Origin of the sequence: Sulfitobacter sp. M05 (assembly GCF_029285175.1) — a bacterium.
Classification (GTDB): Bacteria; Pseudomonadota; Alphaproteobacteria; order Rhodobacterales; family Rhodobacteraceae; genus Sulfitobacter.
The window spans coordinates 85655-112438 of the sequence record NZ_JABEDH010000004.1; the positions used below are offsets into that span (position 1 = coordinate 85655).

The 26784-nt window shown below is 58.6% G+C and carries 24 protein-coding genes; 19 read left to right on the forward strand and 5 right to left on the reverse strand.

The genetic code is table 11. The features are described from left to right. Nucleotides 1–82: 82 nt before the first annotated feature. From HKX44_RS15870 to eda, 4 genes are all read left to right on the forward strand, one after another. Entirely contained in the window at nt 83–1537 is a 1455-nt protein-coding gene (locus HKX44_RS15870; RefSeq protein WP_276152352.1) for an aldehyde dehydrogenase family protein, read from the forward strand. Nucleotides 1538–1546: 9 nt separating this feature from the next. Next, a complete protein-coding gene (locus tag HKX44_RS15875; RefSeq protein WP_276152353.1) occupies nt 1547–2293 on the forward strand; it encodes an SDR family oxidoreductase in 747 nt (248 codons plus the stop codon). 69 nt (nt 2294–2362) lie between these two features. Then, the gene (gene edd / locus HKX44_RS15880; protein WP_276152354.1) at nt 2363–4171 is read left to right on the forward strand and encodes a phosphogluconate dehydratase; all 1809 of its coding nucleotides are present in this window, start codon (nt 2363–2365) and stop codon (nt 4169–4171) included. Between the two features lie 10 nt (nt 4172–4181). Beyond that, nucleotides 4182–4820 carry a bifunctional 4-hydroxy-2-oxoglutarate aldolase/2-dehydro-3-deoxy-phosphogluconate aldolase gene (gene eda / locus HKX44_RS15885; RefSeq protein WP_276152355.1) on the forward strand — a complete coding sequence of 213 codons (639 nt, stop codon included), beginning with the start codon at nt 4182–4184 and terminating at the stop codon, nt 4818–4820. 15 nt (nt 4821–4835) lie between these two features. Here the strand turns inward: eda and HKX44_RS15890 are convergent, their stop codons facing one another. Both HKX44_RS15890 and HKX44_RS15895 read right to left on the reverse strand, forming a co-directional pair. Further along, on the reverse strand, nt 4836–5135 hold the full coding sequence (locus HKX44_RS15890; RefSeq protein ID WP_276152462.1) for a DUF1330 domain-containing protein: 300 nt from the start codon (nt 5133–5135) through the stop codon (nt 4836–4838). Further along, nucleotides 5128–5832 (reverse strand): GntR family transcriptional regulator, encoded by a 705-nt coding sequence (locus HKX44_RS15895; RefSeq protein WP_276152356.1) that lies wholly within the window; start codon nt 5830–5832, stop codon nt 5128–5130. Before HKX44_RS15895 ends, HKX44_RS15890 begins: the two co-directional genes overlap by 8 nt. Nucleotides 5833–5938: 106 nt before the next feature. On the opposite strand from HKX44_RS15895, the gene HKX44_RS15900 reads away from it, so the two are divergent. From HKX44_RS15900 to HKX44_RS15950, 11 genes are all read left to right on the forward strand, one after another. Then, a complete protein-coding gene (locus HKX44_RS15900; protein ID WP_276152357.1) occupies nt 5939–6541 on the forward strand; it encodes an amino acid synthesis family protein in 603 nt (200 codons plus the stop codon). Further along, the gene (locus HKX44_RS15905; protein ID WP_276152358.1) at nt 6513–7325 is read left to right on the forward strand and encodes an alpha/beta hydrolase; all 813 of its coding nucleotides are present in this window, start codon (nt 6513–6515) and stop codon (nt 7323–7325) included. Before HKX44_RS15900 ends, HKX44_RS15905 begins: the two co-directional genes overlap by 29 nt. Next, a complete protein-coding gene (locus tag HKX44_RS15910; RefSeq protein WP_276152359.1) occupies nt 7322–8239 on the forward strand; it encodes a flavin reductase family protein in 918 nt (305 codons plus the stop codon). Before HKX44_RS15905 ends, HKX44_RS15910 begins: the two co-directional genes overlap by 4 nt. A gap of 4 nt (nt 8240–8243) precedes the next feature. Then, nucleotides 8244–9281, forward strand: a complete 1038-nt coding sequence (locus HKX44_RS15915) for an LLM class flavin-dependent oxidoreductase (RefSeq protein WP_276152360.1) — start codon at nt 8244–8246, stop codon at nt 9279–9281. Between the two features lie 9 nt (nt 9282–9290). Next, nucleotides 9291–10757, forward strand: a complete 1467-nt coding sequence (locus HKX44_RS15920; RefSeq protein ID WP_276152463.1) for an aldehyde dehydrogenase — start codon at nt 9291–9293, stop codon at nt 10755–10757. A 301-nt stretch (nt 10758–11058) separates the two neighbouring features. Beyond that, a complete protein-coding gene (locus tag HKX44_RS15925; RefSeq protein WP_276152361.1) occupies nt 11059–12195 on the forward strand; it encodes a TAXI family TRAP transporter solute-binding subunit in 1137 nt (378 codons plus the stop codon). Nucleotides 12196–12276: 81 nt separating this feature from the next. After that, a complete protein-coding gene (locus HKX44_RS15930; protein ID WP_276152362.1) occupies nt 12277–14271 on the forward strand; it encodes a TRAP transporter fused permease subunit in 1995 nt (664 codons plus the stop codon). Next, complete coding sequence (locus tag HKX44_RS15935) at nt 14211–15845, forward strand: class I adenylate-forming enzyme family protein (RefSeq protein ID WP_276152363.1); 1635 nt, start codon at nt 14211–14213, stop codon at nt 15843–15845. The genes HKX44_RS15930 and HKX44_RS15935 overlap by 61 nt, the downstream gene beginning before the upstream one ends. An 11-nt stretch (nt 15846–15856) precedes the next feature. Beyond that, nucleotides 15857–17416, forward strand: a complete 1560-nt coding sequence (locus HKX44_RS15940; protein ID WP_276152364.1) for an acetolactate synthase large subunit — start codon at nt 15857–15859, stop codon at nt 17414–17416. A 199-nt stretch (nt 17417–17615) separates the two neighbouring features. Then, nucleotides 17616–18596 (forward strand): ribosome small subunit-dependent GTPase A, encoded by a 981-nt coding sequence (gene rsgA / locus HKX44_RS15945; protein WP_276152365.1) that lies wholly within the window; start codon nt 17616–17618, stop codon nt 18594–18596. Nucleotides 18597–18637: 41 nt separating this feature from the next. Further along, entirely contained in the window at nt 18638–20065 is a 1428-nt protein-coding gene (locus tag HKX44_RS15950; protein WP_276152366.1) for a DUF6880 family protein, read from the forward strand. Nucleotides 20066–20067: 2 nt separating this feature from the next. Here the strand turns inward: HKX44_RS15950 and HKX44_RS15955 are convergent, their stop codons facing one another. Further along, on the reverse strand, nt 20068–20475 hold the full coding sequence (locus HKX44_RS15955; RefSeq protein ID WP_276152367.1) for a DUF1801 domain-containing protein: 408 nt from the start codon (nt 20473–20475) through the stop codon (nt 20068–20070). Nucleotides 20476–20813: 338 nt separating this feature from the next. Here HKX44_RS15955 and ugpB point away from each other — a divergent pair, with 338 nt between their 5' ends. The 4 genes from ugpB (at nt 20814) to ugpC (ending at nt 24985) form a co-directional block, all read left to right on the forward strand. Continuing rightward, nucleotides 20814–22124 (forward strand): sn-glycerol-3-phosphate ABC transporter substrate-binding protein UgpB, encoded by a 1311-nt coding sequence (gene ugpB / locus HKX44_RS15960; RefSeq protein ID WP_276152368.1) that lies wholly within the window; start codon nt 20814–20816, stop codon nt 22122–22124. A 64-nt stretch (nt 22125–22188) separates the two neighbouring features. Then, complete coding sequence (ugpA, locus tag HKX44_RS15965; RefSeq protein WP_276152369.1) at nt 22189–23070, forward strand: sn-glycerol-3-phosphate ABC transporter permease UgpA; 882 nt, start codon at nt 22189–22191, stop codon at nt 23068–23070. Between the two features lie 20 nt (nt 23071–23090). Continuing rightward, entirely contained in the window at nt 23091–23927 is an 837-nt protein-coding gene (gene ugpE / locus HKX44_RS15970; protein WP_276152464.1) for a sn-glycerol-3-phosphate ABC transporter permease UgpE, read from the forward strand. A gap of 2 nt (nt 23928–23929) precedes the next feature. Beyond that, entirely contained in the window at nt 23930–24985 is a 1056-nt protein-coding gene (gene ugpC / locus HKX44_RS15975) for a sn-glycerol-3-phosphate ABC transporter ATP-binding protein UgpC (RefSeq protein ID WP_276152370.1), read from the forward strand. 12 nt (nt 24986–24997) lie between these two features. On the opposite strand, the gene HKX44_RS15980 is transcribed toward ugpC, so the two are convergent. Together HKX44_RS15980 and HKX44_RS15985 are read right to left on the reverse strand one after the other, a co-directional pair. Beyond that, nucleotides 24998–25327: an ArsC/Spx/MgsR family protein gene (locus tag HKX44_RS15980; RefSeq protein WP_276152371.1), complete on the reverse strand. Its 330-nt coding sequence runs from the start codon at nt 25325–25327 to the stop codon at nt 24998–25000. A gap of 55 nt (nt 25328–25382) precedes the next feature. Further along, nucleotides 25383–26669, reverse strand: a complete 1287-nt coding sequence (locus HKX44_RS15985) for a flavin-dependent oxidoreductase (protein WP_276152372.1) — start codon at nt 26667–26669, stop codon at nt 25383–25385. Nucleotides 26670–26784: the final 115 nt, after the last annotated feature.

Below are 26784 nucleotides of genomic sequence, written 5' to 3' on the forward strand. Positions count from 1 at the left end.
AGGCGTCCTGACCGATCGCGTTTGACACCGGGTAATTCGGGCCTAGTCTGCCGATACGTCTTTCGTATCTAAAGGATTAACCATGCCCCTTCGCCCCCTTGGGATTGACCCGTCACATTGCTTTATTGGGGGGCGGTGGATCCCCGGTGAAAGCGGTGAAGCCCTTGAATTGCGCAACCCGTCTGATGGCAGCACCCTGTGCGCCATTGCCAAAGGTGGTGCCGCTGACATCGACAACGCGGTGCAGGCGGCAGAGGCGGCCTTGGCCTCTGATTGGGGCAGGTTGGCGAATTTCGAACGCGGCCGGGTTCTGTCGCGGATCGGTCAAGAGGTGCTTAAACACGTTGAGTTGCTGGCGGAACTTGAAGCCCAAGATGTCGGTAAGCCCTTAAAGCAGGCCCGCGCGGATGTGATTGCGTTGGCCCGCTATATGGAGTTCTACGGCGGCGCAGCGGATAAGATACATGGCACAACGATCCCCTATTTAGATGGCTATACGGTCTATTCTTTGCGCGAACCGCATGGGGTGACGGGGCATATTATTCCGTGGAACTATCCGATGCAGATCATCGGTCGGTCTGTCGGGGCGGCACTGGCGATGGGCAATGCGGCTGTTTTGAAGCCCGCCGAGGAGGCTTGTCTGACGGCACTTGCATTTGCGCAGATCGCGCAGGATGCGGGCCTGCCTGATGGTGCCCTGAATGTGGTGCCGGGGTTAGGAGCCGAAGCGGGGGCCGCCCTGACGGCCCATGCCGGGGTGCGCCACATTTCTTTCACCGGATCGGTGGGCGTGGGGAAACTGATCCAGAGCGGCGCGGCGGCGAATGTTGTGCCGGTCACCCTTGAGCTGGGGGGCAAGTCGCCGCAACTGGTGTTCGAGGATGCGGATATTGAAGCCGCTTTGCCGTTCCTGACCAACGCAGGAATTCAGAACGCCGGTCAAACCTGCTCTGCATCCTCGCGTATTCTGGTACATGCCAGCCGTTACGACGAGGTCGTCGCCGGCATGGCCGCACGCTATGCCGCGTTGAAGGCGGGGCCGGCGATGGATGATCTGGACGTCGGTCCGCTGGTCTCTGCGCGACAAAAAGAAATTGTAAACGGGTTTCTGGCGCTGGGCAGTGACCTTGACGTGGCGGCGCGGGGCGAAGTTGTGGCAGATGCTCCCGGAGGTGGTGCCTATGTGGCCCCGACGCTTTTCACCGGTGTGGGGGCTGATCACAAATTGGCGCAGGATGAAATCTTTGGCCCTGTGCAGGTTGTGATCCCTTTTGAAACCGAAGAGGAAGCCGTGCAGATTGCGAATGGCACGGCCTATGGTCTGGTGGCCTCGGTCTGGTCAGCGAATGGCGCGCGACAGATGCGGCTGGCCAAACAGCTGCGCGCTGGGCAGGTCTTTTTGAACAATTACGGCGCAGGGGGCGGGGTTGAGCTGCCTTTCGGTGGATCAGGGCTTTCGGGGCATGGCCGAGAAAAAGGTTTCGAGGCGCTCTACGGGTTTTCCACTCTGAAGACAGTCGCAGCATTGCATGGATAGGAGTTACACATGAGATTGAACGGTAAAACGGCCATCGTCACAGGCGGGGCGTCCGGGTTCGGCGCCGGCATCGTACGCAAGTTTCACGCCGAAGGCGCGCGGGTGCTGATCGCGGATTTGAACGCAGAGATGGGGCAGGATCTCGCCTCCGACCTTGGCGCGGGGGTAGAGGTGAGTGCGACCAACGTGGCCGACGGGCCAAGCGTTCAGGCGATGGCGGATCGTGCTGTCGACCTTTGGGGGCAGATCGACATCCTGATTAACAACGCCGGTGTTACCCATTTGCCGGCTCCGATGGAGGACATCAGCGAAGAGGATTTTGACAAGGTCATCGCGGTGAATGTGAAATCAGTCTACCTGACCGCCCGGTCTGTTGTGCCATTAATGAAAGCGCGCGGCTCCGGTGCGATCCTGAACGTGGCCTCGACAGCCGGGGTCAGCCCGCGCCCGAACCTCAGTTGGTACAATGCGTCCAAAGGTTGGATGAACAATGCGACCAGGGGCATGGCCGTCGAGCTGGCACCAGCAGGGGTGCGGGTCAACGCATTAAACCCCGTTGCTGGTGAAACCCCGCTGTTAAAAAGCTTTATGGGAGAGGATACGCCTGAGATGCGCGCGAAATTCCTGTCCACAATACCGCTGGGTCGGTTTTCAACACCGGAAGATATGGGCAACGCCGCCTGCTATCTGTGTTCCGACGAGGCAAGCATGGTTACCGGTGTCTGCATGGAGGTCGACGGCGGTCGCTGCATCTAGCGGAAACAGTTGCCTAGCGGTGGGATTTGCCGTAAGAACGCTCATGTTAGCGATAACAATGGGTGAGAAATGGCTATTCATGCAAAAATCCAAGAGATAACCGATCGCATTGTGCGGCGCAGTTCTGCGTCGCGGGATGCGTATCTGGCGCGGATGCGGACAGCTGCGGGTAAAGGGCCGTCACGCGCACATCTGTCCTGCAGCGGTCAGGCCCATGCCTTTGCCGCGGCTGGCACCGATCAAGAAGCATTGGCCGTGGGCATCGGCGGCAACCTCGGGATTGTCACCGCCTATAACGACATGTTGTCGGCGCATCAGCCCTTTGAGGGCTATCCCGATGTGGTACGGGCCGCAGCTCGCAGTGTTGGTGCCACCGCACAGGTTGCTGGCGGTGTGCCGGCAATGTGTGATGGGGTGACCCAAGGCGAGGCGGGCATGGAACTGAGCCTGTTTTCGCGTGATGTGATTGCCATGGCAACAGGTGTCGCACTCAGCCACAATGTGTTTGATGCTGCGGTATTCCTTGGTGTCTGTGACAAGATTGTGCCGGGCCTTGTTATCGGGGCGCAGGCGTTCGGCCATTTGCCCGCGGTGTTCTTGCCTGCGGGGCCGATGACCAGCGGTTTGGCAAATGATGACAAGGCGATGGTGCGCCAGAAGTTTGCGGCGGGTGAATGTGATCGGGCCGCGCTGATGGCGGCAGAGATGGCCGCCTATCACGGGCCGGGAACCTGCACGTTTTACGGCACGGCCAACACCAACCAGATGCTTATGGAGTTTATGGGGCTGCACCTGCCGGGCTCAAGCTTTGTATCGCCCAATACAGCCATGCGTGAGGCCCTGACCGCCGAAGGTGCCTGCCGGGCCTTGTCGCTATCGGCGTTGGGTGAAAATTACACGCCTGTTTGTGACATCCTAGACGAAAAGGCGTTTGTGAATGGCATTGTCGGGCTGATGGCGACGGGTGGTTCGACGAACCTTTTGATCCATCTGGTCGCGATGGCACGGGCCGGTGGCATCGTGTTGACCCCGGATGACTTTTCCCAGATTTCCGAAATCGTACCTCTGCTTGCGCGGGTCTATCCCAATGGTCTGGCGGACGTGAACCATTTTCACGCGGCAGGTGGTCTGGGGCTGGTAATTAGTGAATTGCTCAGGGGTGGGTTGCTGCACCCAGACACGATGACCGTTGCGGGCAGGGGGCTTGCGCAATATACGCACGAACCCTTTTTGCAAGACGACAAGCTGGTCTGGCGGGCCGGCACCGACACCAGCTTGAACCACAAGATCATCGGTACCATCAATGCGCCTTTCGCCGAAACCGGAGGGTTGAAACGGTTAAAGGGGTCGCTGGGCACCGGTGTGATCAAAGTGTCGGCGGTCAAGCCGGAGTTTCACATCATCGAAGCCCCCGCTCGCGTGTTCCATTCACAGGAAGATGCGAAAGCCGCGTTCAAGGCTGGTGCCTTCACAGGGGACGTCATCGTTGTTGTGCGGTTTCAAGGACCCAAGGCGAACGGGATGCCCGAGTTACACAGCCTGACGCCGATGTTGGGCATCTTGCAAGCGCGCGGTCAAAAGGTGGCACTGGTGACGGACGGGCGCATGTCCGGTGCATCCGGCAAGGTGCCGGCGGCGATCCACGTCTGCCCCGAAGCGGTAGAGGGCGGGCCAATCGCGCAGGTGCAAGACGGGGATATGCTGCGGCTGGATGCGGTCAGCGGGACATTGGAAAACCTGAACGCCGACGCCGCGCTGCGTCCTATGGCGTCAGCGGATTTGACAGCGGGGCACACAGGCATGGGGCGTGAATTGTTTGCCCCGTTCCGGGCATCGGTGGGCGCGGCAGAAACCGGCGCAAGTGTCTTTGGATGGTAAGGAATTGAACATGGAAAATACCCGCTCGACACAGGCCCGCAAGCTTTGCGCGCTGGCTCCGATCATACCCGTACTGGTGGTACATGATGTCGCCCACGCCCGCCCACTGGCCGAGGCTTTGGTGCGGGGTGGCCTTCCGGTTCTTGAGGTGACGCTGCGCACGCCTGCCGCCCTTGCGGTGATTGCGGAAATGGCAAAGGTGGACGGCGGCTATGTTGGTGCGGGCACATTGGTCACACCTGATGATGTGGTCGCAGCCGTCAGTGCGGGTGCGCGTTTTGGCGTGTCGCCGGGGGCCACGAATGCGCTTTTGGATGCAACCGAGGCTGCGGGATTGCCGATGTTGCCCGGTGCCGCGACCGCATCCGAGGCCATGAACTTGCTGGCGCGTGGCTATGACGTGCAAAAGTTTTTCCCTGCCGAAGCTTCCGGTGGCGTGGCCGCGTTAACGGGCATCGGTGCCCCATTGCCGCAGATCACATTCTGCCCTACCGGCGGGATCAACCCGGGCAATGCGGAAAGCTATCTGTCGCTGCCCAATGTGATCTGCGCCGGCGGCAGCTGGGTTGCGCCAAATGACTTGGTTGCGGCAGGCAAATGGGACGAGATCGAAACCCTTGCACGCACTGCCAGTCGCTTAGGACGTTAGTTGTATCAATATCGGTCACGCGATGTCCGGCAGGCCTTCTACAATGACGATGCTGGCCTGACAGGCTGCGGCGCGCTTTTCACGGGCGGCGCGGTATTCAGGTGAATCATAGCAGGCCAAGGCGCGCTCCTTGCTGTCGAATTCGATCACCACATGGCGTTGCCAGACCGCCCCTTCAAGCGTTGTTGCCGCACCGCCCCGCGCCAGAAAGCGCGCCCCGTATTTGGCAAATGCTGCCGGTGCAACCTGTTGATATCCGTAATAGGTTTGCGGGTCGGTCACCGTGACCAGTGCGATCCAGTATCCTTTAGGCATCGGAACCACCCAACGAAGTTTCATGCGCCAGCAGCCCCTGGGCAAGGGCGGCCGCGTCGGTGATATGGGTTTCAACCGCACGACGGGCGGCCTGTGTGTCACGGCTCAGGATTGCATCATGAATGGCCGCCATATGGCTCAGACCAGAGGTCGGGCGATCCTTGGCAGAAAGGGTTACGGCCCGCAGCCGGCTGATCCGACCATTCAGCCGCTGTACAATTTCCCAAGCGACCTCGTGGCGGGCCTCTTCGAAAATCAACTGATAAAAGTCGGTTGAAGCCTTAAACATCAGAGCCGGTTCCGAGGCCGCCAGAGAAATCCGTAAACCCGACAGGGCACGGCCCAGTTTCTGGGGAAAATCAGCACCATATCCAGCAGCACATGCGGCGGCGGCAGCGGCTTCAAGCTGTTTGCGGATGTCGTAGATCTGTTTGGCCTGCGCCCAGTCCAGCCTTGCAACGATAGGGCCACGATTTGGCAGAATTTCGACCAGCCCTTCCGCCTCCAGAAAGCGGATGGTTTCACGCACAACGGTGCGGCTGACACCCAGCTGGTCACACAGCGGGCGCTCAACCAGCCGTTCGCCGGGTGCAAAATGCCCGCTAATAATCGCGGTTCGCATCCTGTCCTGCACGATATCGCGCAATGTTTGCGGGGCTTTGTCGATCCGGGGGAGGGGAGGCGTTGCTATTTCCATAGCTACAAATCTTAACAGCGGGGGAGTGTCGCTTCAAGTATGATTGACATATGGTATATTGGTATACCATTCTACCGAAACATTCGCTCAAAAGGATTCCCAGACCGTGCCCGCCGAAATCAGAAAAACCCTGCTGCATGTTGAAAACACCCTTATCGAAGGGGGCAAGGCGGCTCCGGTGCCGCTTAGGATGATTGCTGCGATTGCGGTGATCCGAAACCCATGGGCCGGTCAGGGCTTTGTCGAAGACCTGTCACCGGCTATCCGTGACTGCGCTTCTGGGCTTGGGGAGATCTTGACCCAGATGGTTCTGGATGCGGCTGGGGGGGGCGACAAGGTTGAGGCATACGGCAAATCAGGGATCGTCGGAATGAACGGCGAGGTCGAACATGCCTCGGCGTTGATCCACACGCTGCACTTTGGCAACCACTACCGCAATGCGGTTGGGGCAAAATCCTACCTGTCGTTTTGCAATACACGCGGGCCGGCCAATGCGCCGCTGATGATCCCGTTGATGGACAAGAATGATGGCGGCAGGCGGTCGCATTACCTGACAATTCAGACCTCTGTCGCCGATGCGCCGGGGGCGGATGAAATCGTGATTGCACTTGGCGCGTCAATTGGCGGACGCCCGCACCACCGGATCGGTGACCGGTATCAGGACCTTAAGGAGCTTGGGCATGACGTTGAAAACCCGGCAGCTGTCTGACGGCGACGGCTGCTTTTCCTACCGCGAAAGCGGGGCCGGCGCACCGGTTGTCCTGATCCATGGTGTCGGGTTGCAATCGGCAGCATGGCAGCCCCAAATTACGGCACTGGCGCAAAACTACCAGGTTTTTGCGCTGGATATGCCTGGCCACGGAGGCAGTGATCCGCTGCACTCGGGGGCCACTCTGGAGGATTTTGTGGTCTGGGGTGAACGGGCGATCAGGGCGCTGGTGTCTGCACCGGTCCGTGTCGCGGGCCATTCGATGGGGGCATTAATTGCTGGCGGCCTGGCTGTGCGCAAACCGGCATTGGTTGAACGGGTTGCCTTGCTGAACAGTGTGTTCCGGCGCGATCCGCAGGCGCGTCTGGCCGTTGAGGCGCGTGCCGCGCAGATCGGGCAGGGCGTTATTGATGTCGAGAGCCCGCTGGCCCGCTGGTTTTCCGACGACGCCGGGGAGCAAAATGTGCGCGCCCTCACGGCGGGCTGGCTGTCGGAGATCACAGTCGAAGGATACGCGACCGCCTATGCTGCGTTTGCCGGTGGTGACGCAACCTTTGCCGACGGGCTTGCCGCAGTCGCCTGTCCCTTGTTGGCATTGACCGGCGGTGATGATCCGAATTCAACCCCGGCCATGGCGCGGGAAATGGCCGCTGCTGCACGCAATGGCAAGGCGGTGATCATCGACGGGCAGCGGCATATGGTTAACCTGACGGCTCCTGAACTGGTGAACGCGCATTTGCTTGACTGGCTGGCTCTGCCTGCAGTCACAGAGGATAAGCCATGACCGATCTTGACCCGCGCGCGCTGCGCCACGCCTTTGGCAGTTTCATGACCGGCGTGACGGTGGTGACGGCCCATGCGCCTCACGGCAGCCCGATCGGGTTCACCGCAAACTCCTTTACGTCGGTGTCGCTTGATCCGCCTCTGCTGCTGGTTTGCCTTGCGAAAACCTCAAGCAACTATGCCGCATTCTGTGCAGCACGCGGATTTGGTGTGAACATTCTGGCCGAAACTCAGGTCGGGATATCCAACACATTCGCCCGGCCCGTCGAGGATCGGTTTGCAGGCGTGACATGGCGCAAAGGCCCGCAAGGCGCACCCCTGCTCGAAGGGGTGTCGGCGTGGTTCGATTGTGCGATGCATAAAACGGTGGATGCTGGTGACCACATGATCCTGATGGGCGAGGTCAAGGCCTTTGATGCCAATGCCAAGCCCGGTTTGGGTTATGCACGCGGGGCCTATGTGCGGCCGGCAACCGAGGCCAAGGCGCTGACGCCGCGCACCGGGCTGGTTGTTTCCGCATTGATCGAGCGCGCCGGCAAGGTGCTTTTGGTCGATGACGGGCAGGGCGGCTTGATGCTGCCCGAAATGCAGGTTGAAGACGACAGCGTGTCCGCCACCGTGCAAAAACTGATCGCGCAGACCGGGCTGCGCGGGCACGCCGGTTTTGTGTATTCTGTCTTCGAAGATGCGCAACGCAAGCGCCAGCATATTTCGTTCCTGTGTCAGACCGCCGAAGGCGTGCCAGCGCAGGGGGCATTTGTGGGGTTCGAAGGATCGGCGTTGGATGATGTTTCCGATCCGGCCATCCTGACTTTGCTGGAACGTTTTCGAAACGAAAGCGCGCTGGGCAATTTTGGCATTTACGTCGGCAACCAGATCCGCGGCGAAGTCCGCGCCATGCGCACAAGGGAGTAAGCAGATGCGGTTTTCATTATTCGTTCATATGGAACGCGTGACGCCTGATCAGGACCAGCGTCAGCTTTATGATGATTTTATCGCCTTGGCCAAAATGGCGGATGCAGGCGGTATGCATGCGGTTTGGACGGGTGAGCATCACGGGATGGATTTCACCATCGCCCCAAACCCGTTTTTGAACCTGATTGATCTGGCGCATCAGACCCACAATATCCGGCTGGGCACGGGCACGATCATCGCGCCATTCTGGCATCCTATCCGGTTGGCCGGTGAAGCGGCGATGACCGACATGATCATCGGCGGGCGGCTTGACCTTGGGGTGGCCCGGGGCGCTTACAGCTATGAATACGAACGCATGGTGCCGGGGATGGATGCCTGGGATGCGGGGCTGCGGATGCGTGAATTGGTGCCGGCGGTTCAAAAGTTATGGCAAGGCGATTATGCGCAGGAGGGGGAATATTATTCCTTTCCCCAAACCACCTCTTCGCCCAAACCTGTACAGGAAAACGGCCCGCCGATCTGGGTTGCCGCGCGTGATCCCAACAGCCATGAGTTCGCTGTCGCCAATGGGTGTCATGTACAGGTGACACCATTGTGGCAAGGCGACGAAGAGATTGCCAAGCTGATGGATACCTTCAACGCGGCCTGCGCCAAATTCGCCGATCAACCGCGCCCGCAGATCATGCTTTTGAACCACACCTATATCGCGGAAAATGCAGAGGACGCCCAGCAAGCAGCAGAGGAAATCAACCGGTTTTACTGTTACTTCGGGGCGTGGTTCAAAAACGAACGTCCGGTGTCGCAGGGGCTGATCAAGGAATTGAACGCCGATGAAATCGCGGCCCATCCGTTTTATTCGCCGCAGGCAATGCTGCGTGACAACGTGATTGCAACGCCGCAGGATGCGATTGCCCGCATTCAGACCTATGCCGATATGGGGTATGATGAATATGCGTTCTGGATCGACAGCGGGATGAGCTTTGCGCGCAAGCAGGCCTCGCTTGAGCGGTTTATCAAGGACGTAATGCCGGCCTTTGCCTGAGGGAAAATGATGCAGCAGTTTCAGCAATATATTAGTGGTGAATTTTCTGAAGGATCGGCACGGTTCGAAAGTCTGGATCCCGCCACAGGGGCCGCTTGGGCGATGATGCCGGAAGCGCGCACCGCAGATGTGGAGCGCGCCGTGGCGGCAGCCCGTAGTGCGTTTCATGGTCCTGAATGGGCCGGATTGACGGCATCCGCGCGCGGGAAACTTTTGATGCGACTGGCCGATCTGATTGCTGAAAATGCGGGACGACTGGCAGAGCTTGAAACCCGCGATACTGGCAAAATCATCCGCGAAACCTCGGCGCAGATTGCTTATGTCGCTGAATACTATCGCTACTATGCGGGGTTGGCGGATAAGATCGAAGGGGCCCATCTGCCCATCGACAAGCCCGATATGGAGGTCTGGCTGCGCCGTGAACCCTTGGGGGTGGTCGCTGCGATTGTGCCGTGGAATTCGCAATTGTTTCTGTCTGCGGTCAAGATCGGACCGGCTTTGGCGGCGGGCTGTACTGTGGTGTTGAAAGCATCGGAGGAAGGTCCGGCACCCACGCTGGAATTTGCGCGCATCTTTGATCAGGCGGGGTTTCCCGCCGGTGTACTAAATGTGATCACCGGCTTTGGTCCGGAGTGCGGTGCGGTGCTGACCCGTCACCGCGATATTGATCATGTGGCCTTTACCGGAGGGCCGGAAACGGCGCGCAATATTGTGCGCAACTCGGCAGAAAATCTGGCATCAACCTCGTTGGAACTGGGCGGAAAATCTCCGTTTATCGTATTCGAGGACGCCGATATCGAAAGTGCTGTGAACGCGCAGATTTCGGGTGTTTTTGCCGCCACTGGGCAAAGCTGTGTCGCGGGGTCTCGGTTGATTGTCTCTAACAAGATTAGGGAGGATTTTCTGGGTCGTTTGACGGAAAAGGCCGAAAGGATTGTGATCGGCGCGCCTGATGACATGGACACAGAGGTTGGCCCGTTGTGTACGACAGGGCAACGCGACGTCGCGGTTGATCTGATCAAACGCTCTGTTGCCATGGGCGCGCGGATCGTCACCGGTGGCCAGCCGTTGGCGCGTGCGGGCAATTTTTTCCCACCAACAATTCTGGACTGTACCGGTGCGCCCGAGGCCCCAAGTCTGACGCATGAGTTCTTTGGTCCGGTCCTATCTGTGTTGGGGTTCGACACGGAAGAAGAGGCGCTGGCCCTTGCAAATAACACCGACTATGGCCTTGCGTCGGGCGTGTTCACCCGTGATCTGACCCGTGCCCATCGCATGATCCGCAGTTTGCGGGCAGGGATTGTCTGGGTGAATACCTACCGCGCGGTCAGCCCGATCGCGCCGTTCGGGGGCCATGGTCTTAGCGGTCATGGCCGTGAGGGCGGGATGCAAGCTGCGTTGGACTATACCCGGACCAAAGCGGTCTGGCTGCGCACCAGCGATGACCCCATTCCTGACCCGTTTGTGATGCGATAATCGGGACAGGGTTTTCTGCGGTAATACGTTGTGACAGCGACCGGTTCACCCACCTGAGCGGGGATTGATTGGCGCGAATACCAGTTTGGGTTGAGTGGTGCCGTTATGCCGGTTTGGCAGCACAGCCAGCAGGGCTTGGCTATGGCCGGAAATTGCCCAGCGTCACACCCGAAGTTGTGTTGACACCTCAAAGTTAACTTCACTATCGTTATCCACAGAGCGGAACGCCGTTTCAAAAATGGCGACATCGTTATGCCAGTTCCCTTACAGGATTGGCCGGGAATTCTTTGGGAGGATGAACATGAACTATTTTACTTCAGCGATTGCTGTTTTGGGCCTGTCCGGCTCGATGGCAATGGCGGCAGATTTTGAGCTGCCCAAACAAATGAGCTGGACCGCCTATGGCACCGGGTCATCTGGATACAACCAAGCGGTGGCTATCGGCGCAGCATTGCAGGACGCGGCGGGCGTAAACCTGCGGGTCTTGCCGGGTAAGAACGACGTGTCGCGGACCGAACCGCTGCGTCAGGGCCGTGTCCAGTTTTCCGCAACTGGTGTCGGCGGGACCTTTATGGCGCAAGAGGGCGTGTTTGACTTTGGCGCGCAGAACTGGGGCCCGCAGGCGATCCGCGTGTTGATGGCGAACAACGGCGGCGCAATCAATCTTTCGGTTGGGGTTGCCGGTGATCTGGGTGTCGAAACCTATGCTGACCTCAAGGGCAAGCGCGTGGCCTATATCGTGGGTGCGCCCGCGTTGAACGTGAATACCGAAGCCTATCTGGCCTATGGCGGTCTGACTTGGGATGATGTCGAGCGGGTCGATTTCGGTGGCTATAGCGCCAGCTGGAACGGGCTGATCGAAGGGCAGGTCGATGCGGCTTTTGCCTCTACCAATTCGGGCAAGGCCTATGAAGCCGAAGCCGGTCCGCGCGGCCTGTACTGGCCACCGGTTAATCCGGCCAACACCGAAGGCGTCGCAGCCCTGAAAAGCATCGCGCCGTTTTTTCAGTTGAACAAGGCCAGAGTGGGGGCAACAATTGATGGTACGGACGGGTATCAGGGGGCGGGCTATGCCTATCCCGTGTTGGCTGCCATGGCCGCAACCGAGGATGATTTGGTCTATAACATGACCAAGGCGATGGTTGTGTTGTTCCCGGAATATGACGGTAATTCATCCGGCATCGACGGTTGGGCATTAAACAAGCAGAATCTGGAATGGGTGGTTCCTTACCACGCGGGCGCGATCCGTTATTATAAGGAAGCTGGCGTTTGGACAGATGCAGCACAGGCGCATAACGACAATCTGATTGCACGTCAGGACGCGCTTGCGGCAGCATGGGAAGCGACCAAGGCGGCGGCACCCGAAGACTGGGAGGCGGCCTGGGGCGAAGCCCGGCGCAAGGCGCTGGCTGACGGCGGTTTCAAAGTCGTATTCTGAGCCAACTTCATGAGTTGAGACCGGCCGGCGCTTGCGCCGGCCGGTTTGCCCTTATTCCCGTTCCAGACAAGAGTGCTGTCCATGTCAGATTCCAATTCGCCAACGCCCCTGCCAGCAGGTGTTGAACAGGTTGCCATTGACGGGGAGACCCCCGCCGAACGTCTGGCAGGGCCCGCACGTTGGGTTGTTGTCATTGGTACGGTGTTTGCCCTGACACTGGTGATCAACCAACTTTTCAATCTGCAAATCATGGGGGTGGTCCTGATCGAAGGGCGCTATCTCTACATCCTTGGCGGGGTGTTTCTGGCGCTGAGTTTTCTGATTTTCCAGATTCGTGGCGGCAAGGGTGGTGTGCCGTCGATACTGGACTGGGTGTTATTTGCACTGGCGCTGGCCTGTTCGGGGTATCTGGCGCAAAGTGCGCAGATGAACCTGTCGCAAGGATGGGAATATGCCGCCCCGCCGGTCGCGCAATATGTTTCGGTTGTTTTCTTCTTCCTGATTCTAGAAGCCACTCGGCGGGCTGGTGGTCTGGTGCTGTTCCTGATCGTGTGTTTCTTTGGTTTCTACCCGACGTTCGCGGGACATGTGCCCGATCCGTTTTCCGGCTTTCAAAGCACATTCATGCAAACCGTGCCTTACCACATCTATTCCGCCGAAAGTTCGTTTGGCATCCCGATGAAAGCCTTTGGCGGTGTGGTAATGGGCTTCATTCTGTTTGGTGCCGTGCTGCAACGCACCGGCGGTGGGCAGTTCTTTAACGATCTCGCGCTTGGCCTGGTGGGCGGGTATCGCGGCGGCGCGGCCAAAGTGTCGATCTTTGCCAGCGGCTTTATGGGGTCGATGTCCGGCTCTGTTATCTCTAACGTTCTGACCACAGGTGCGGTGTCTATTCCAGCCATGCGCAAGACCGGTTTCAGCCCGAAAACCGCCGCTGCAACAGAGGCCTGCGCCTCGACCGGTGGCGTGTTGATGCCGCCGATTATGGGGGCCACGGCCTTTATCATGGCGTCCTTTCTGTCGCGTCCCTATGTAGAGATTGCCCTTGCTGCGGCCATCCCCAGCATCCTGTTCTATTGGGGGCTGTTTACTGGCATCGATGCTTATGCCGCCAAACGCGGCCTGCGTGGATTGCCCAAACCAGATCTGCCGCGGCTGCGGGAAGTGATGAAAGAGGGCTGGCCTTATATCTTTGTCTTTGCCCTGCTGCTTTATATGATGATCGGCTTGCGACAGGAATCCTCGGCCCCCTTTTATGCCACGGCCCTTTTGCTGGTGGTGAACCAGTTCCGCGCGCGTTTTCGTCTGAACAAGCAACGTCTGGGCAATATGATTGTTGGCGTTGGCATGGGGCTGGCAGAGCTGACCGCTATCCTGTTGGGGGTTGGCCTGATTGTCGGGTCGTTCTCGGCCACGGGTCTTGCCGGCACGCTTGTGAACGAGTTGGTCTTTATGGCCGGCGATAATACGTTGGTTCTGCTGGCGATGGGGGCGTTGACTGCGTTCATCTTCGGCATGGGGATGACCGTGACGGCCTGTTACATTTTCCTTGCTGTGGTTCTGGCTCCGGCGTTGGAAGCGGGCGGGCTGAACACCCTCGCGGTGCATCTTTTCATCCTGTATTGGGGCATGGTCAGCTATATCACGCCGCCCGTTGCTCTGGGGGCTTTCGCGGCCTCGACTATGGCGGGGTCGAACCCTATTGCGACCGGTTTCGAGGCGATGCGTCTTGGCGGTGTGATCTATATCGCGCCCTTCTTCTTTGTGTTGAATCCGGCGTTGATCGGTCAGGCCCCTGCATGGGAAGTGGTGGTAGCGCTGACCAGTGCGGTGATTGGGGTGGCGATGATTTCCTCCGCGCTGCAAGGGTACATCAGTCTTGTCGGCCCGCTTGAAGGAGCGGCGGGCCTGCCACTGCGGATCTTGTTATTCTGCGGTGGGGTGCTGATCGCCATGCCTGAAACCGTTTTGGTTGATCTGGGTTATGGCACGTCCTTCCTTATCGGGGCGGCACTATGCGCCTTGCCGATGTTTACCGCCTGGCGCAGCAACGCCGCAGGCCCAAGTCCGGCCTGAACGATATGATCGCAATTACACCCGTCTTGCCCGAGATACCCCCTACGCAAACCATCGTTGCACGGGTTCGTGAAAATGCCGCGACCCACCCTGATCGGTTAGCGCTGGTCTGCGGCGATGCCTCGGTGAGCTGGGGCGCATTTGACAAACGGATCAACCGGGTTGCGAACCTGCTGCTGGAACGTGGCGTGGGCAAGGGCGATAATGTGGCCGTGATTTCGGCCAATTCTGTTGCCTATGCCGAGCTGTTTATGGGCATTCTGCGGGCCGGTGCCTGTGTCACACCGCTGTCCTCAATGGCATCCCCTGACGCATTGAAAAAGATGCTGACGGACTGCGGGGCCAAGGCGATTTTTGTGGCGGCACAATACCATGATCTGGTGGCGGGTTTCGTCTGTGATCTGGGGCTGCAACGCTTTGCGATTGATTTTGAACACGCGGATTTTGACAGCTATGAAACCGCGCTGGCCGGTGCCGCCGATCACGATCCGATGATCCCGATCGAAATGTCTGATGCGTTTAACCTGATCTATTCCTCCGGCACCACCGGCACGCCCAAGGGGATATTGCACAATCACTGGATGCGTGCGGCCCAGATGGAGCGGGTTTCCCCTAACGGCTATGACGACAACGCCCGCACGCTGATCTCCACTCCGCTTTATTCCAACACAACGATTGTGGCGTTTTTGCCGACTTTGTTCGGTGGATCGACGGTTTACCTGATGCCGAAATTCGACGCGCGAACCTATTTGCAAATCGCCCAGCGTGAAAAGATCACCCACACCATGCTGGTGCCGGTGCAATATAAGCGCATCATGGATGTGCCTGATTTCGACAGTTTCGACCTGTCGTCCATGCGGATCAAATTCTCTACATCGGCACCTTTGCGCGTGGACGTGAAACAGGACGTGCTGGCCCGTTTCCCCGGTCGCCTGCTGGAATATTACGGATTGACCGAAGGCGGCGGCGTGACGGTGCTGGCTGCGGACGAATATCCGGACAAGCTGCACACGGTGGGCAAGCCGACCCCGGGCAACGATATTCGCCTGATCGACACAGAGGGCCGCGAAGTGCCGCAAGGTGAGGTTGGTGAAATTTGTGGACGAGGGCCGACCATGATGTCGGGCTATTTCGGCCGCGATGATCTGACTGCGGAATACATCTGGCGGGGCCCGGAAGGGCAGGTCTATTTCCGCTCTGGCGATATGGGGTACTTTGACCAAGACGGGTTTCTGGTGCTGTCGGACCGCAAGAAAGACATGATCATCTCTGGCGGTCTGAATATCTATGCCAATGATCTGGAACTGGTGTTGTTGCATGACGAGGATGTCACCGACGCGGCAGTGATCGGTATCCCCTCCGAGGCTTGGGGAGAGACCCCGCTGGGGCTGGTGGTCTGCCGGCCAGATGCGACGCGAAATGCGGCGGATATTTTGCAAACGGCCAATGCCCGTCTGGGCAAGAGCCAGCGCTTGTCTGATGTCGAAATCCGCGACAGGCTGCCCCGCAGCACCATCGGCAAAATTCTCAAGAAAGACCTGCGCGCGCCCTATTGGGACAAGCGATCAGCATAAAGGAAACGGTCATGCCTGATACTGAAATGAACGGTGCTGAAAGCCTTGTGCATACGCTTTTGGCAAATGGTGTAGAGGTTTGTTTTACCAATCCGGGCACCTCGGAAATGCACTTTGTTGCGGCTCTTGATCATATTCCGGGTATGCGCTCCGTGCTGGCCTTGCAAGAGGGTGTCGCAACGGGGGCGGCGGATGGGTATTACCGAATGGCAGGCAAACCGGCCTCAACCTTGCTGCACCTTGGTCCCGGTCTGGCGAATGGTCTGTCCAATCTGCACAATGCCAAGAAAGCCGGGTCGGGTGTGGTGAATATTGTTGGCGAACATGCCTCGACCCACATTGCACTCGACGCGCCATTGACCTCCGACATCGAAGGTATTGCGCGCCCTGTTTCGCATTGGGTGCGAACGTCGGACTCTGCAGCAGCTGTGGGGCGTGATGCCGCGCAGTCGGTACAGGCGGCAATGGTCGCTCCGGGCCAGATTGCCACGTTGATCCTGCCAAGTGACACAGCATGGAACCCCGGTGGGGTTGCGCAGGACGCAATTGAATTGCCGACACCCGCCCCCTTTGACGAAAGCCAGTTGTCGCAGGCGGCGCAGGCGTTGGATGGGCCCGAAACACTACTGCTCTTGGGGGGCGGGGCCCTGACCGAGAACAATCTGGAAACCGCCGGACGCATTGCCGCGAAAACCGGCTGCAAGATTTTGTCTGAGTGGTCCAATGCCCGTCTGGAACGTGGGGCTGGCCGTGTCTTTGTGGACCGTGTGCCCTATCCCATCGACATCGCGCTTGAGGTGTTGAAACCTTTCAAACGGATTGTTCTGCTGGGGGCCCGTGCGCCAATCGGGTTCTTTGCCTATCCTGAAAAACCCGCGATCCTGACCCGTGTGGGGGCGGACATCCTGACCTTGGCTGATGCCGGGGCGGATCATGCTGCGGCGCTTTCAGCCCTTGCCGGGGCGACGGGGGCCCGTGAAACACCACCCGCCCATGTCAGTGATCCAATGCTGCCTGATCGGCCGCAAGGCCGGATTGACCCCGAAAGTCTGGCGGCGCTGATTGCCCGTGCGATCCCCGAACAGGCAATTGTGGTGGATGAATCCGTGACTACGGGCCGTGCCTTTGCCCCCGCGACCAAGGGCGCGCGCAAACATACATGGTTGAACAATTGCGGCGGGTCCATCGGATACGGGCTGCCTGCGGCCATCGGCGCAGCTGTGGCCTGTCCAGAGCGCAAAGTGATGTGCCTGACCGGCGATGGTTCGGCGATGTACACAGTGCAATCCCTATGGACGATGGCGCGGGAAAACCTTGATGTGACGGTGCTGATTTTTGCCAACCGCAGCTACCAGATTTTGCGCGGCGAGCTGACAAACGTTGGCGTTGGCAACCCCGGACCGCGCGCCATCGACATGCTAAGCCTTGACCGGCCTGCGTTGGACTGGGTGCAGATGTCGCGCTCCATGGGCGTCGAAGCGGTGCGGGTGACAGAGTGCGACGCACTGGAATCCGCGCTTGAGGATGGTCTTGCCAGCGGCGGGCCTAACCTGATTGAAGTCGTGCTTTAGAGCGTTTCGAGGTTCACCTGAACGCAAAAGATATCGAAGAAACCGCAAGGTACGGGTGGCCTGAACGCAGCAGAGCGGCATCAAACCGCACGCCCCTGACGGTGGGGGCTTGCATCAGTGTTGGTTCCTGCGCATTCAGGGGCCTGTGATATCGCCGTCTGATCATACCCGCCATCTATTGGCCGCCCTTGGGTGGTCTATGTTTTTTGACGATCAGCTGGGCGTTGACGAGGCCCAGCTTACCTGTTTGCGGATTGCGACTGTGCATCGCGCCCGCCTGACCGCCGAGGGCGCGGCGGGGTCGGTCAAGGTGAACCTGCCTGCGGCATCAAAAACCACGGATTTTGCGGTTGGAGACTGGATTCTGGCTGAGCCGGAAACGGATATGTTTGTGCGCCGTCTTGAGCGTCGCGCATTGCTGCAACGCAAGACCGAAGGCACCCATGTGCCGCAGTTGATCGCGGCCAATGTGGATACGCTGTTTGTCGTGACCTCGTGCAATGAGGATTTCAACGCCGCACGTCTGGAGCGTTATCTGGCACTTGCGAACGAGGCCGGCACCGATCCGGTAATTGTCCTGACCAAAGCGGATCAGACAGGGGACACAGCGCCATTTCTGGAGCAAGCCGCGACTTTGCAGCGGGATTTACCGGTGGTCACCTTGAACGCCAAGGCACCGCAGGCGGCAGCCGTATTGGCCCCATGGTGCGGCCCCGGTCAGACAGTGGCGCTGGTTGGATCGTCAGGGGTTGGGAAATCGACACTGTTGAACACACTGGCCAATAAGACAGGCAAAGACGCGCAAGCCACTGGCGGCATTCGCGAGGACGACGCGAAGGGGCGCCACACCACCACCGCGCGGTCGTTGCACACGACACAGGCCGGCGGCTGTGTGATCGACACGCCGGGCATTCGCACCCTGCACATCAGTGATGTGTCTTCCGGTCTGGATATGCTGTTTGCCGAAATCACCGAACTGGCCCCCAACTGCAAATTCCGTGATTGCACCCACGCCCATGAACCGGGCTGCGCCGTGCAGGCAGGGGTTGCCGCAGGTGTTGTCGCGCCTGAACGTCTGGCGCGCTGGCGCAAACTGGCCGAGGAGAATCGCGAAAATACTCCCAGTGTTTCAGGGCCACGTGGCAATAAGAAACCGCAAGGTCGGCGCAAGAAGCGCTGAACGCCCTTTTTATATCCCTGCACCGATGCGAAGATGTCGTCATGTCAAAGAAAACCCTGAATGCGGAAAATCTGGCGGCGCTGGGAGCCGAGACTCTGGCCAACCTGTTGATTGAGGTCAGCACCGGCAGCGCCGAGATCAAACGACGGCTGCGGCTGGAGTTGAGCCATAACCTTGGCCCTGCCGAACTGGCCCGCGATGTGCGCAAACGTCTGGCTTCGATCCGTAGGTCGACCAGTTTTGTCGGTTGGCGCAGGCGCAAGGCCTTGATCAAGGATCTGCGAACCCAATCCGATATGATCACTAACAAAATCGCCCCAGACGCGCCCGATGACGGTTTTTCGCTGCTGTGGGAATTTGTTGATCTCGCCCCGTCGGTGTTTGATCGGGTCGATGACTGCCGCGGCGATGTTGGTGAGGTCTTTCGCGATGCCCTGGTGCGCCTGGAAGGGATTGCCCCGCGCGCAGGTCTTGAGCCAAACCCATTGGCGGGGCGGATCTGGGAGGCGCTGCGCGATGACGCCTATGGTATCTATGACGGGATCATCGCCCTTTTGGCCCCGACACTGGGAGAGGCGGGGTTGGAGCATCTCAAGACATTGGTGCAAGACCACGCGCAAACCCCGATGGAAGAACCGGACAATCACGCCGCCATTCAGTTTCTCAGAGATTTGCGCAGCGACAGTGGAAATTACGCAGCCGAGCAAAAATCACGTCTGATTAGGAAAACGCTTCAGGACATTGCCACCGCGCAGGGTGACGCAGACGCTTATGTTGCGCAATATTCGGCGGCGGAATTGGCCCGCCCGCATATCGCGGCTGAGGTCGCAGAGTTACAGCTTGCCGCAGGGCGCGCCGAAGCTGCGCTGGAGGGTCTGGGCGGCGCCGAGGCGGCGCAGCGGCGGCGTGGGGATCGACGTTGGGACGCCGCGTATGTGGCTTGCCTGCTGGCGCTCGACCGGTTGGAAGAGGCGCAGGCCCACAGATGGGCGGTGTTCTGCGCGACGCTGGATGCGGATGTGTTACGTGACTATCTCAAGGTTCTGCCGGATTTTGATGACATCGAAGTTGAAGATCAGGCCAAGGCCCATGTGCTTCAGTTTGCGGATATGAACCGGGCGCTGCGCTTTTGTCTGGAATGGCCCGATTTGTTGTCTGCCGCGCGGTTGATCGAGACCCGCGCCGAAGAGCTGGATGGAAACCACTATCAGTTGTTGACGCCTGCTGCCGAGGCCCTGCGCGACCGGCATCCGCGGGCGGCGGTCCTGTTGTGGCGGTCAATGATTGACCATGCTTTGGCGGAAGGGCGCACAAGCCGCTATGGCCATGCGGCCGACCATTTGATGGATTGCGCTGCGGCAGATCAAGAGTTGGCGGATTACGGGCGCTTTCCCTCGCATGATGCATTCGAGCGGTATCTGCGCGAGACGCACAAACACAAATCGTCGTTCTGGGCGCGGCTCCCCTGAACCTAGCGCTTTTTGCGCAGATGATAGGTGAGGGCAGAAGCAATGCAGATGCGCAGGGCGTTGCCGGTTTCTCCTTCGGTTTCCTGCACAAGAACGGCCCGGTTCTTGGAGTATTGCAAGGCCGCGCCAAACTGCTGGCGAAATTCCTCTATAAGAGTGGTGTTACAGTTGAAGAACATCGCGGGCAGACCGGAAACCTTTTCCACACCAAGGCGGATCGTGGTTCCGGATTTGGTGCGGCTGGTCAAATAGGCGGGTTCGCCCCAACGCAAAGCTTCCTCAACGTCACCGACGCGGGCATCCAATTTCGCGGTCTCAAAAATCAGGTCGCGCAGGGTCTGCAATGTCGCGCGGTGAGGGGGCGCGAATTTCTCAAAGACCGGCAGAACGGCGGGTGGGATATCGGGCATTTATTTTCCTTTTCAATGCCTAAGCCGGTGCGGCGCGTGCAGGAGGCGGCGAAGAGTTGTGACCGTCTACCATAGTATAAAACACCCTTGGCTTAGGTGAAACTGGGTTCTCTTCTGCCCTCGGACCCTGCCGGCGACTTGCCGCAACAAGACGCGTTTTTATCATAAAACCTTTGCGAACCCCGGTCACGAACCCGGCGAGCGTCGCGCGTGGTCGATCCCCCCGGCGCTTGCAGTATATCGCGATGCGTGTATCGTTCACGTGTCTGAAAACCGGTGCCGGATGAGATCAGAGGTGCCAAAGTGACAAGGCACCAATATGGTGCAGGGGAGAAATCATGAAAAAATCAATTATCGGCGCACTCGCCGTTTCGACGATGCTGTCGCCAGTTGCTGCAATGGCCCAAACCGAAATTCAGTTCTGGCATGCCTTCACCGGGCGTCTGGGAGAGCTGGTCGCCGCACAGGTGGAAGAGTTTAATGCAAGTCAGGACGACTATACCGTTGTTCAGACCCACAAGGGCAATTATTCCGAAACACTGAACGCTGGCATCGCCGCATTTCGGGCCGGCGAGCAGCCGCACATTCTGATGGTATTCGAGGTTGGCACCGCCACGATGATGGCCGCCAAAGGTGCGGTGCGTCCCGTGCACGAGGTCATGGGGCAAAGCGGCGCAACCTTTGATCCCGATGCCTATATCGGCGCAGTAAAGGGTTATTACACCTCAACGGAGGGTGACATGTTGTCCCTGCCGTTTAACTCTTCCACGCCTGTTCTTTGGGTCAACCGCGATGCCATGACGGCCGCCGGTGTGGACCCTGACACTGACCTTTCTACTTGGCAGAATGTTGGCACCACGCTGGACGCGCTCAAGGCGGGCGGCGAGGATTGCCCGTTGGTGACAGCATGGCAAAGCTGGATTCATCTTGAAAACATGTCCGCTTATCACGACGTGCCGTTTGCCAGCAAAGACAATGGCTTCGGTGGTGTCGATACCGAGTTGATGTTGAACGGTGAAGCACAGGTCGCCCACTTGAGCGCGATGGGCCAATGGGCCAAGGATGGCAAATTCATCTATACCGGTCGTCGCAACGAAGGCGGGGCAAACTTCCGCGCTGGTGAATGTGCATTGTTCACCGAAAGCTCTGCCGGCTATGCGGGGATCAAGGCCGAGGCCGAATTCGATTTTGATGTGCGCCCGCTGCCTTATTGGGAAGGTGTCGGCAATGCGCCGCAAAACACGATCATTGGTGGCGCGTCCCTGTGGGTTATGGAAGGTCACGAGGCAGAAGAATATAAAGGCGCGGGCACTTTCCTGAGCTATCTGTCATCCTCTGATGTTCAGGCCAAGTGGCACCAGGATACCGGTTACCTGCCGATCACAGCCGAGGCAGGCCAAGCGACACGCGCAGCGGGCTTTTATGACGAAAACCCCGGCACCGATGTGGCCGTGATCCAGATGACCACAAACCAGCCAACAGCCAATTCCAAAGGTCTGCGTCTGGGATCATTTGACCAAATCCGTGGCATCATCGACGAAGAGCTTGAGGGCATCTGGTCTGGTGACAAGACCGCGCAAGAAGCCATGGACAGCGCGAAAGAGCGCGGCGATGCCTTGCTGCGCCGGTTCGAAGCGGCCAACCGCTAAACACTAACAAGGCGGGCTCGTGTATTTGCGGGCCCGCCTTTCTTTTTGAACAGGGGGCAAAGAGATGGAAAAGCGCGTCACATTTCGTGGCTGGGTACTGCCCCTGTTGCTGATCGCGCCACAGGTGCTGATCTCCGCGATTTTCTTTTTCTATCCGGCGGGTCAGGCGGTCTATCAATCGCTGTTCATTCCCGACCCTTTTGGCCTGTCTTCGCAATTTGTCGGCTTGGGCAATTTCGAATATCTGTTCGGTGACAGGTTCTATCGCGCGTCCTTTGTGACCACCGCCGTGTTTTCGGTTCTTGTCACGCTGTGTTCAATGATACCGGCGCTGTTTCTGGCCGTGATGGCAGATCGGTTGATCAAGGGATCCGGCGTTTACCGCACCATGCTGATCTGGCCCTATGCGGTTGCCCCGGCCATTGCTGGCGTGTTGTGGTTGTTCATGTTCAACACCCGCGTTGGCGTGGTGTCATGGTATCTCGGCAATCTTGGCTATGACTGGAACCATGTGTTGAATGGCGGCGAGGCGATGGGCCTTGTTGTTGTCGCCTCCGCATGGGGGCGGATAAGCTACAATTTCTTGTTTTTCTTCGCGGCATTGCAGGCGGTGCCGCGTTCGGTGATCGAAGCGGCGGCGATTGATGGCGCAAGATTTTGGAAACGGTTCTGGACGATTGTGCTGCCCCTGCTGTCGCCCACCACATTCTTCCTGTTGGTTGTGAACGTGGTCTATTCCTTCTTCGAGACCTTCGGTGTGATCCACACCATTACTTCCGGCGGGCCGCAGCAATCGACCACCATTCTGGTCTATAAGGTCTTTGCCGACGGGTTTGTCGGGCAGGACCTTGGTGCGTCTTCTGCGCAATCAGTGATCTTACTGTTCGTGGTTGGATTGCTGACCATCATCCAGTTCAAATTTGTTGAAAAGCGGGTGCATTACTGATGGCAAAGGACGTGCATGGTATGGTCGAGAAACGCGGGACCGGCCTGTGGCTGACCCATGTTGTGATGATCTTTGGCGTGCTGGTGATCTTCTTTCCGATCTGGTTGGCCTTTGTCGCGTCCACCGTGACGCAGCCCGAGATCGTTAAGCCGCCGATGCCGCTCTGGCCCGGCGACCAGTTTGTGGAAAACTATACCAAGGCATTGTTTTCCGGTGTGAATGTGCCGGTGGCGACGATGCTGTTTAATTCTCTGGTAATGGCGATCGGCATCGCCGTCGGCAAAATCGTGATCTCGCTTTTGTCGGCATTTGCGATCGTTTATTTCCGGTTTCCGTTCCGCACCGCATTCTTTTGGATGATCTTTTTGACACTGATGCTGCCCGTCGAAGTGCGCATCGTGCCGACTTACGAAGTTGTCGCTGGATTTGGTATGCTCAACAGCTACGGCGGGTTGATATTCCCGCTGATCGCCTCGGCTACGGCGACCTTCCTGTTCCGCCAATTCTTTCTGACAATCCCGGATGAACTGGCCGAGGCGGCACGCGTGGACGGGGCACGCCCCATGCGGTTCTTTTGGGATATTGTGGTGCCGATGAGCCGGACAAACGTCGCAGCACTGTTTGTCATCCTGTTTATTTACGGCTGGAATCAATACCTTTGGCCGCTGCTGATCACCACTGACCCAGAAATGAACACCATCGTTATGGGGATCAAGCAGATGTTCCCCTCGGGTGATGATGTGGCCGACTGGCCGGTAATTATGGCAACCTCAATCCTTGCGATGATCCCTCCGGTGATTGTCGTCGTTAGCATGCAACGGCTGTTTATCCGCGGCCTCGTCGATAGCGAGAAATAGTAATGGCAACCGTTACCCTGAAAGACATCAAGAAAAGCTTTGGCCCCACGGATGTGATCCACGGCATTGATGCGCAAATTGCGGATGGCGAGTTTATCGTCATCGTCGGCCCCTCGGGCTGTGGCAAATCCACCTTGCTGCGCATGGTGGCGGGGCTGGAGACCGTGACTTCGGGCGAGGTTCAGATTGGCGGTCAGCGCGCCAATGAGAAAGAGCCGATGGACCGCGATATCGCAATGGTGTTCCAAAATTACGCGCTTTATCCGCATATGTCAGTGCGCCAGAACATGGGGTACGGGCTGAAAATTGCCAAGCTGCCCAAGGCACAGATAGACGCCAAGGTGACAGCCGCCGCCAAGCTGTTGCAGCTTGAGCCGCTGCTGGATCGTAAACCGAAACAACTGTCGGGTGGACAGCGCCAGCGTGTCGCGATGGGCCGTGCGATTGTGCGCGAACCGGCGGTGTTCCTGTTTGACGAACCCCTGTCGAACCTTGACGCCAAGCTGCGGGTGCAGATGCGTCTTGAGATCAAGGAGTTGCAGTCTAAGCTTGGGATTACGGCGCTTTACGTCACCCACGATCAGGTTGAAGCGATGACAATGGCGGATCGGATGATTGTGATGAATGCCGGTGTGGCAGAACAGATCGGCACGCCTTTGGAGGTTTACGAAACCCCGCGTACCCTGTTCGCCGCACAGTTCATTGGCAGCCCGGCGATGAATATTCTGGATGCGGTGGTGCGCGGCGGCCGGATCTATCTGGGGGAACATGTGGTCGCAGATGGCGTCGGGCCGGACGGTCCGGTCAAGCTGGGCGTGCGGCCGGAACACTTGCTGGTCCAGGACGGTGGCGCGATCCGCATGCAGCTCAGGATGGCGGAACCCCTTGGGGCAAACACGCTGCTGCACGGTGTCATTGACGGTGTGGCGGATACTTTCACCGCAAGCCTGCAGGGTGTGCATTTGATGGAGCAGGCCAGCGGGGAATTGTGCTTTGCCATTCAACCGGGCAAGGCGCATTTGTTTGATGCCGGTACCGGCCTACGCCGCTTGGGCTAGCAGTGCCCAAGGTTACGCGGGCAATACCGCCTTTTGCACTGCCTCATCCCAGCCCAGATACCAGTTGTCGCCATCGTGCAGTACAGGGCGGGCCATTACCTTGGGCTGGGCGGCGATCTGCGCCTCTGCTTCAGAGTTTTTCAACCATTCGTTCAGCGCGCGGTAATCGTTGGTTTTGCGGTCCACCAGACGGTCACCAAATTCGACAATCAATATCGCCAGTTCATCTTCGCTCAGCGGGTCGGCGCGTACATCACGAAAGGTGACATCCTTGCGTACCGCTTCCAAGGCTTTGCGGGCCTTTTGGCAATCCGAACACGTGCTTAGTCCATAGATCATCATGTCGTTGTTCCTTTGGCTGTTGTCTTTGATTCCTCGGGTATGTCCTTTCGGCGGTTTAACCGCCGTGCAGCTGGGCACCAACGGGCAATGTGGGCGGTGCTGCATTCAGGCTGTCGATGGCGAAACCGGCGGCGGCCTTGTAATTGGCCATGAATGCTTGCCGCTCGGCTGCGGGCAGGACGGTTTCGATATCTTCAAAAACACCGCGACAGCGTTCATCAATCAGGTTCAACATGCCAAAGGGGCCGGCCCCCCGATTGCGCAGCACCAAGGCCGAGATCGGGCCGCACATTTGCGCGTCATAAGCGGCAAGCGCGGCTGGCGTCACGCCTTGTGCCAACAATTGGGCCCCGATCACACGTGCATCAACAATCGCCTGACTCGCGCCGTTTGACCCGGTGGGGTACATTGCATGGGCCGCATCCCCCATTAGAGCAACAGGGCCCTCCACCCAAGTAGGGATGGGATCACGGTCGATCATCGGGTTTTCAAACACGCTGTCCGCGCGGCGCAACATGTCAGGCACATCCAGCCAGTCATAGCGGAAATCGTCAAAGTGATGGATGAACCGGTCGACCTCAACAGGGCGGAACCATCCGGCCTGTTGCCAGCCCTCGGCATTGTCCACGGTTACTTCCGCGATCCAGTTCACAAGGCAGGTGCCGCTCTCATCCGGTGGGGAAATCGGATAGATCACCATGCGTTTTTCATGTGTTCCCAACCCGACAAAAGAGGAACCGGTCCGCAAGGGCTTCATCCGGACCGTGCCGCGCCACATCAATGCGCCGCCCCAGTGGATTGGCGGCTGGTCTGGATGCATCTGTGCGCGCACGGTGGAATGGATGCCATCCGCCCCAATCAGCAGACGCCCCACAACCCGGTCTTCGGTGCCGTTCTCGCGGGTAACCTGGACCGTGACACCGGCGTTGGAATGTTCATAGCTTGTGATACGGCTGCCCAGTTGCACTGCATCTGGCCCCATTCGGTCCAGTACGGTCTTATAAAGCAGCATGTGAAATTCGCCGCGATGCACTGCATATTGCGGCCAGTTATATCCGGCCAGTTGGCCGCGTGGTTCGGCATAAACCTCTTTGCCATTCAACCCAACCAACGCCCATTCGCGTGCCGGCACGCCGATGTCGTCCAGTGCTTCCTCCTCGATCCCAAGGGCGAACAATTCGCGTACAGCGTTGGGTTGGAGGTTGATGCCAACCCCCATAGGGCGCATTTGTGCAACGCTTTCCAACACCAGACAGGGTACACCGATCTGGTGAAGGGTCAGCGCCAGTGTCAGGCCACCAATGCCGCCGCCCGCGATGATAACAGGTGAATTTTGTGTCATGAGGGGAGTCCACTAAGTTTAACGTCGGATTTGTGTGCCGCTGCGCAATGGTGGAACGCATGCCTTTGTCCCTTGGGTTCACGGTATCAGATACGTCGGGGACAAATCACAGCAG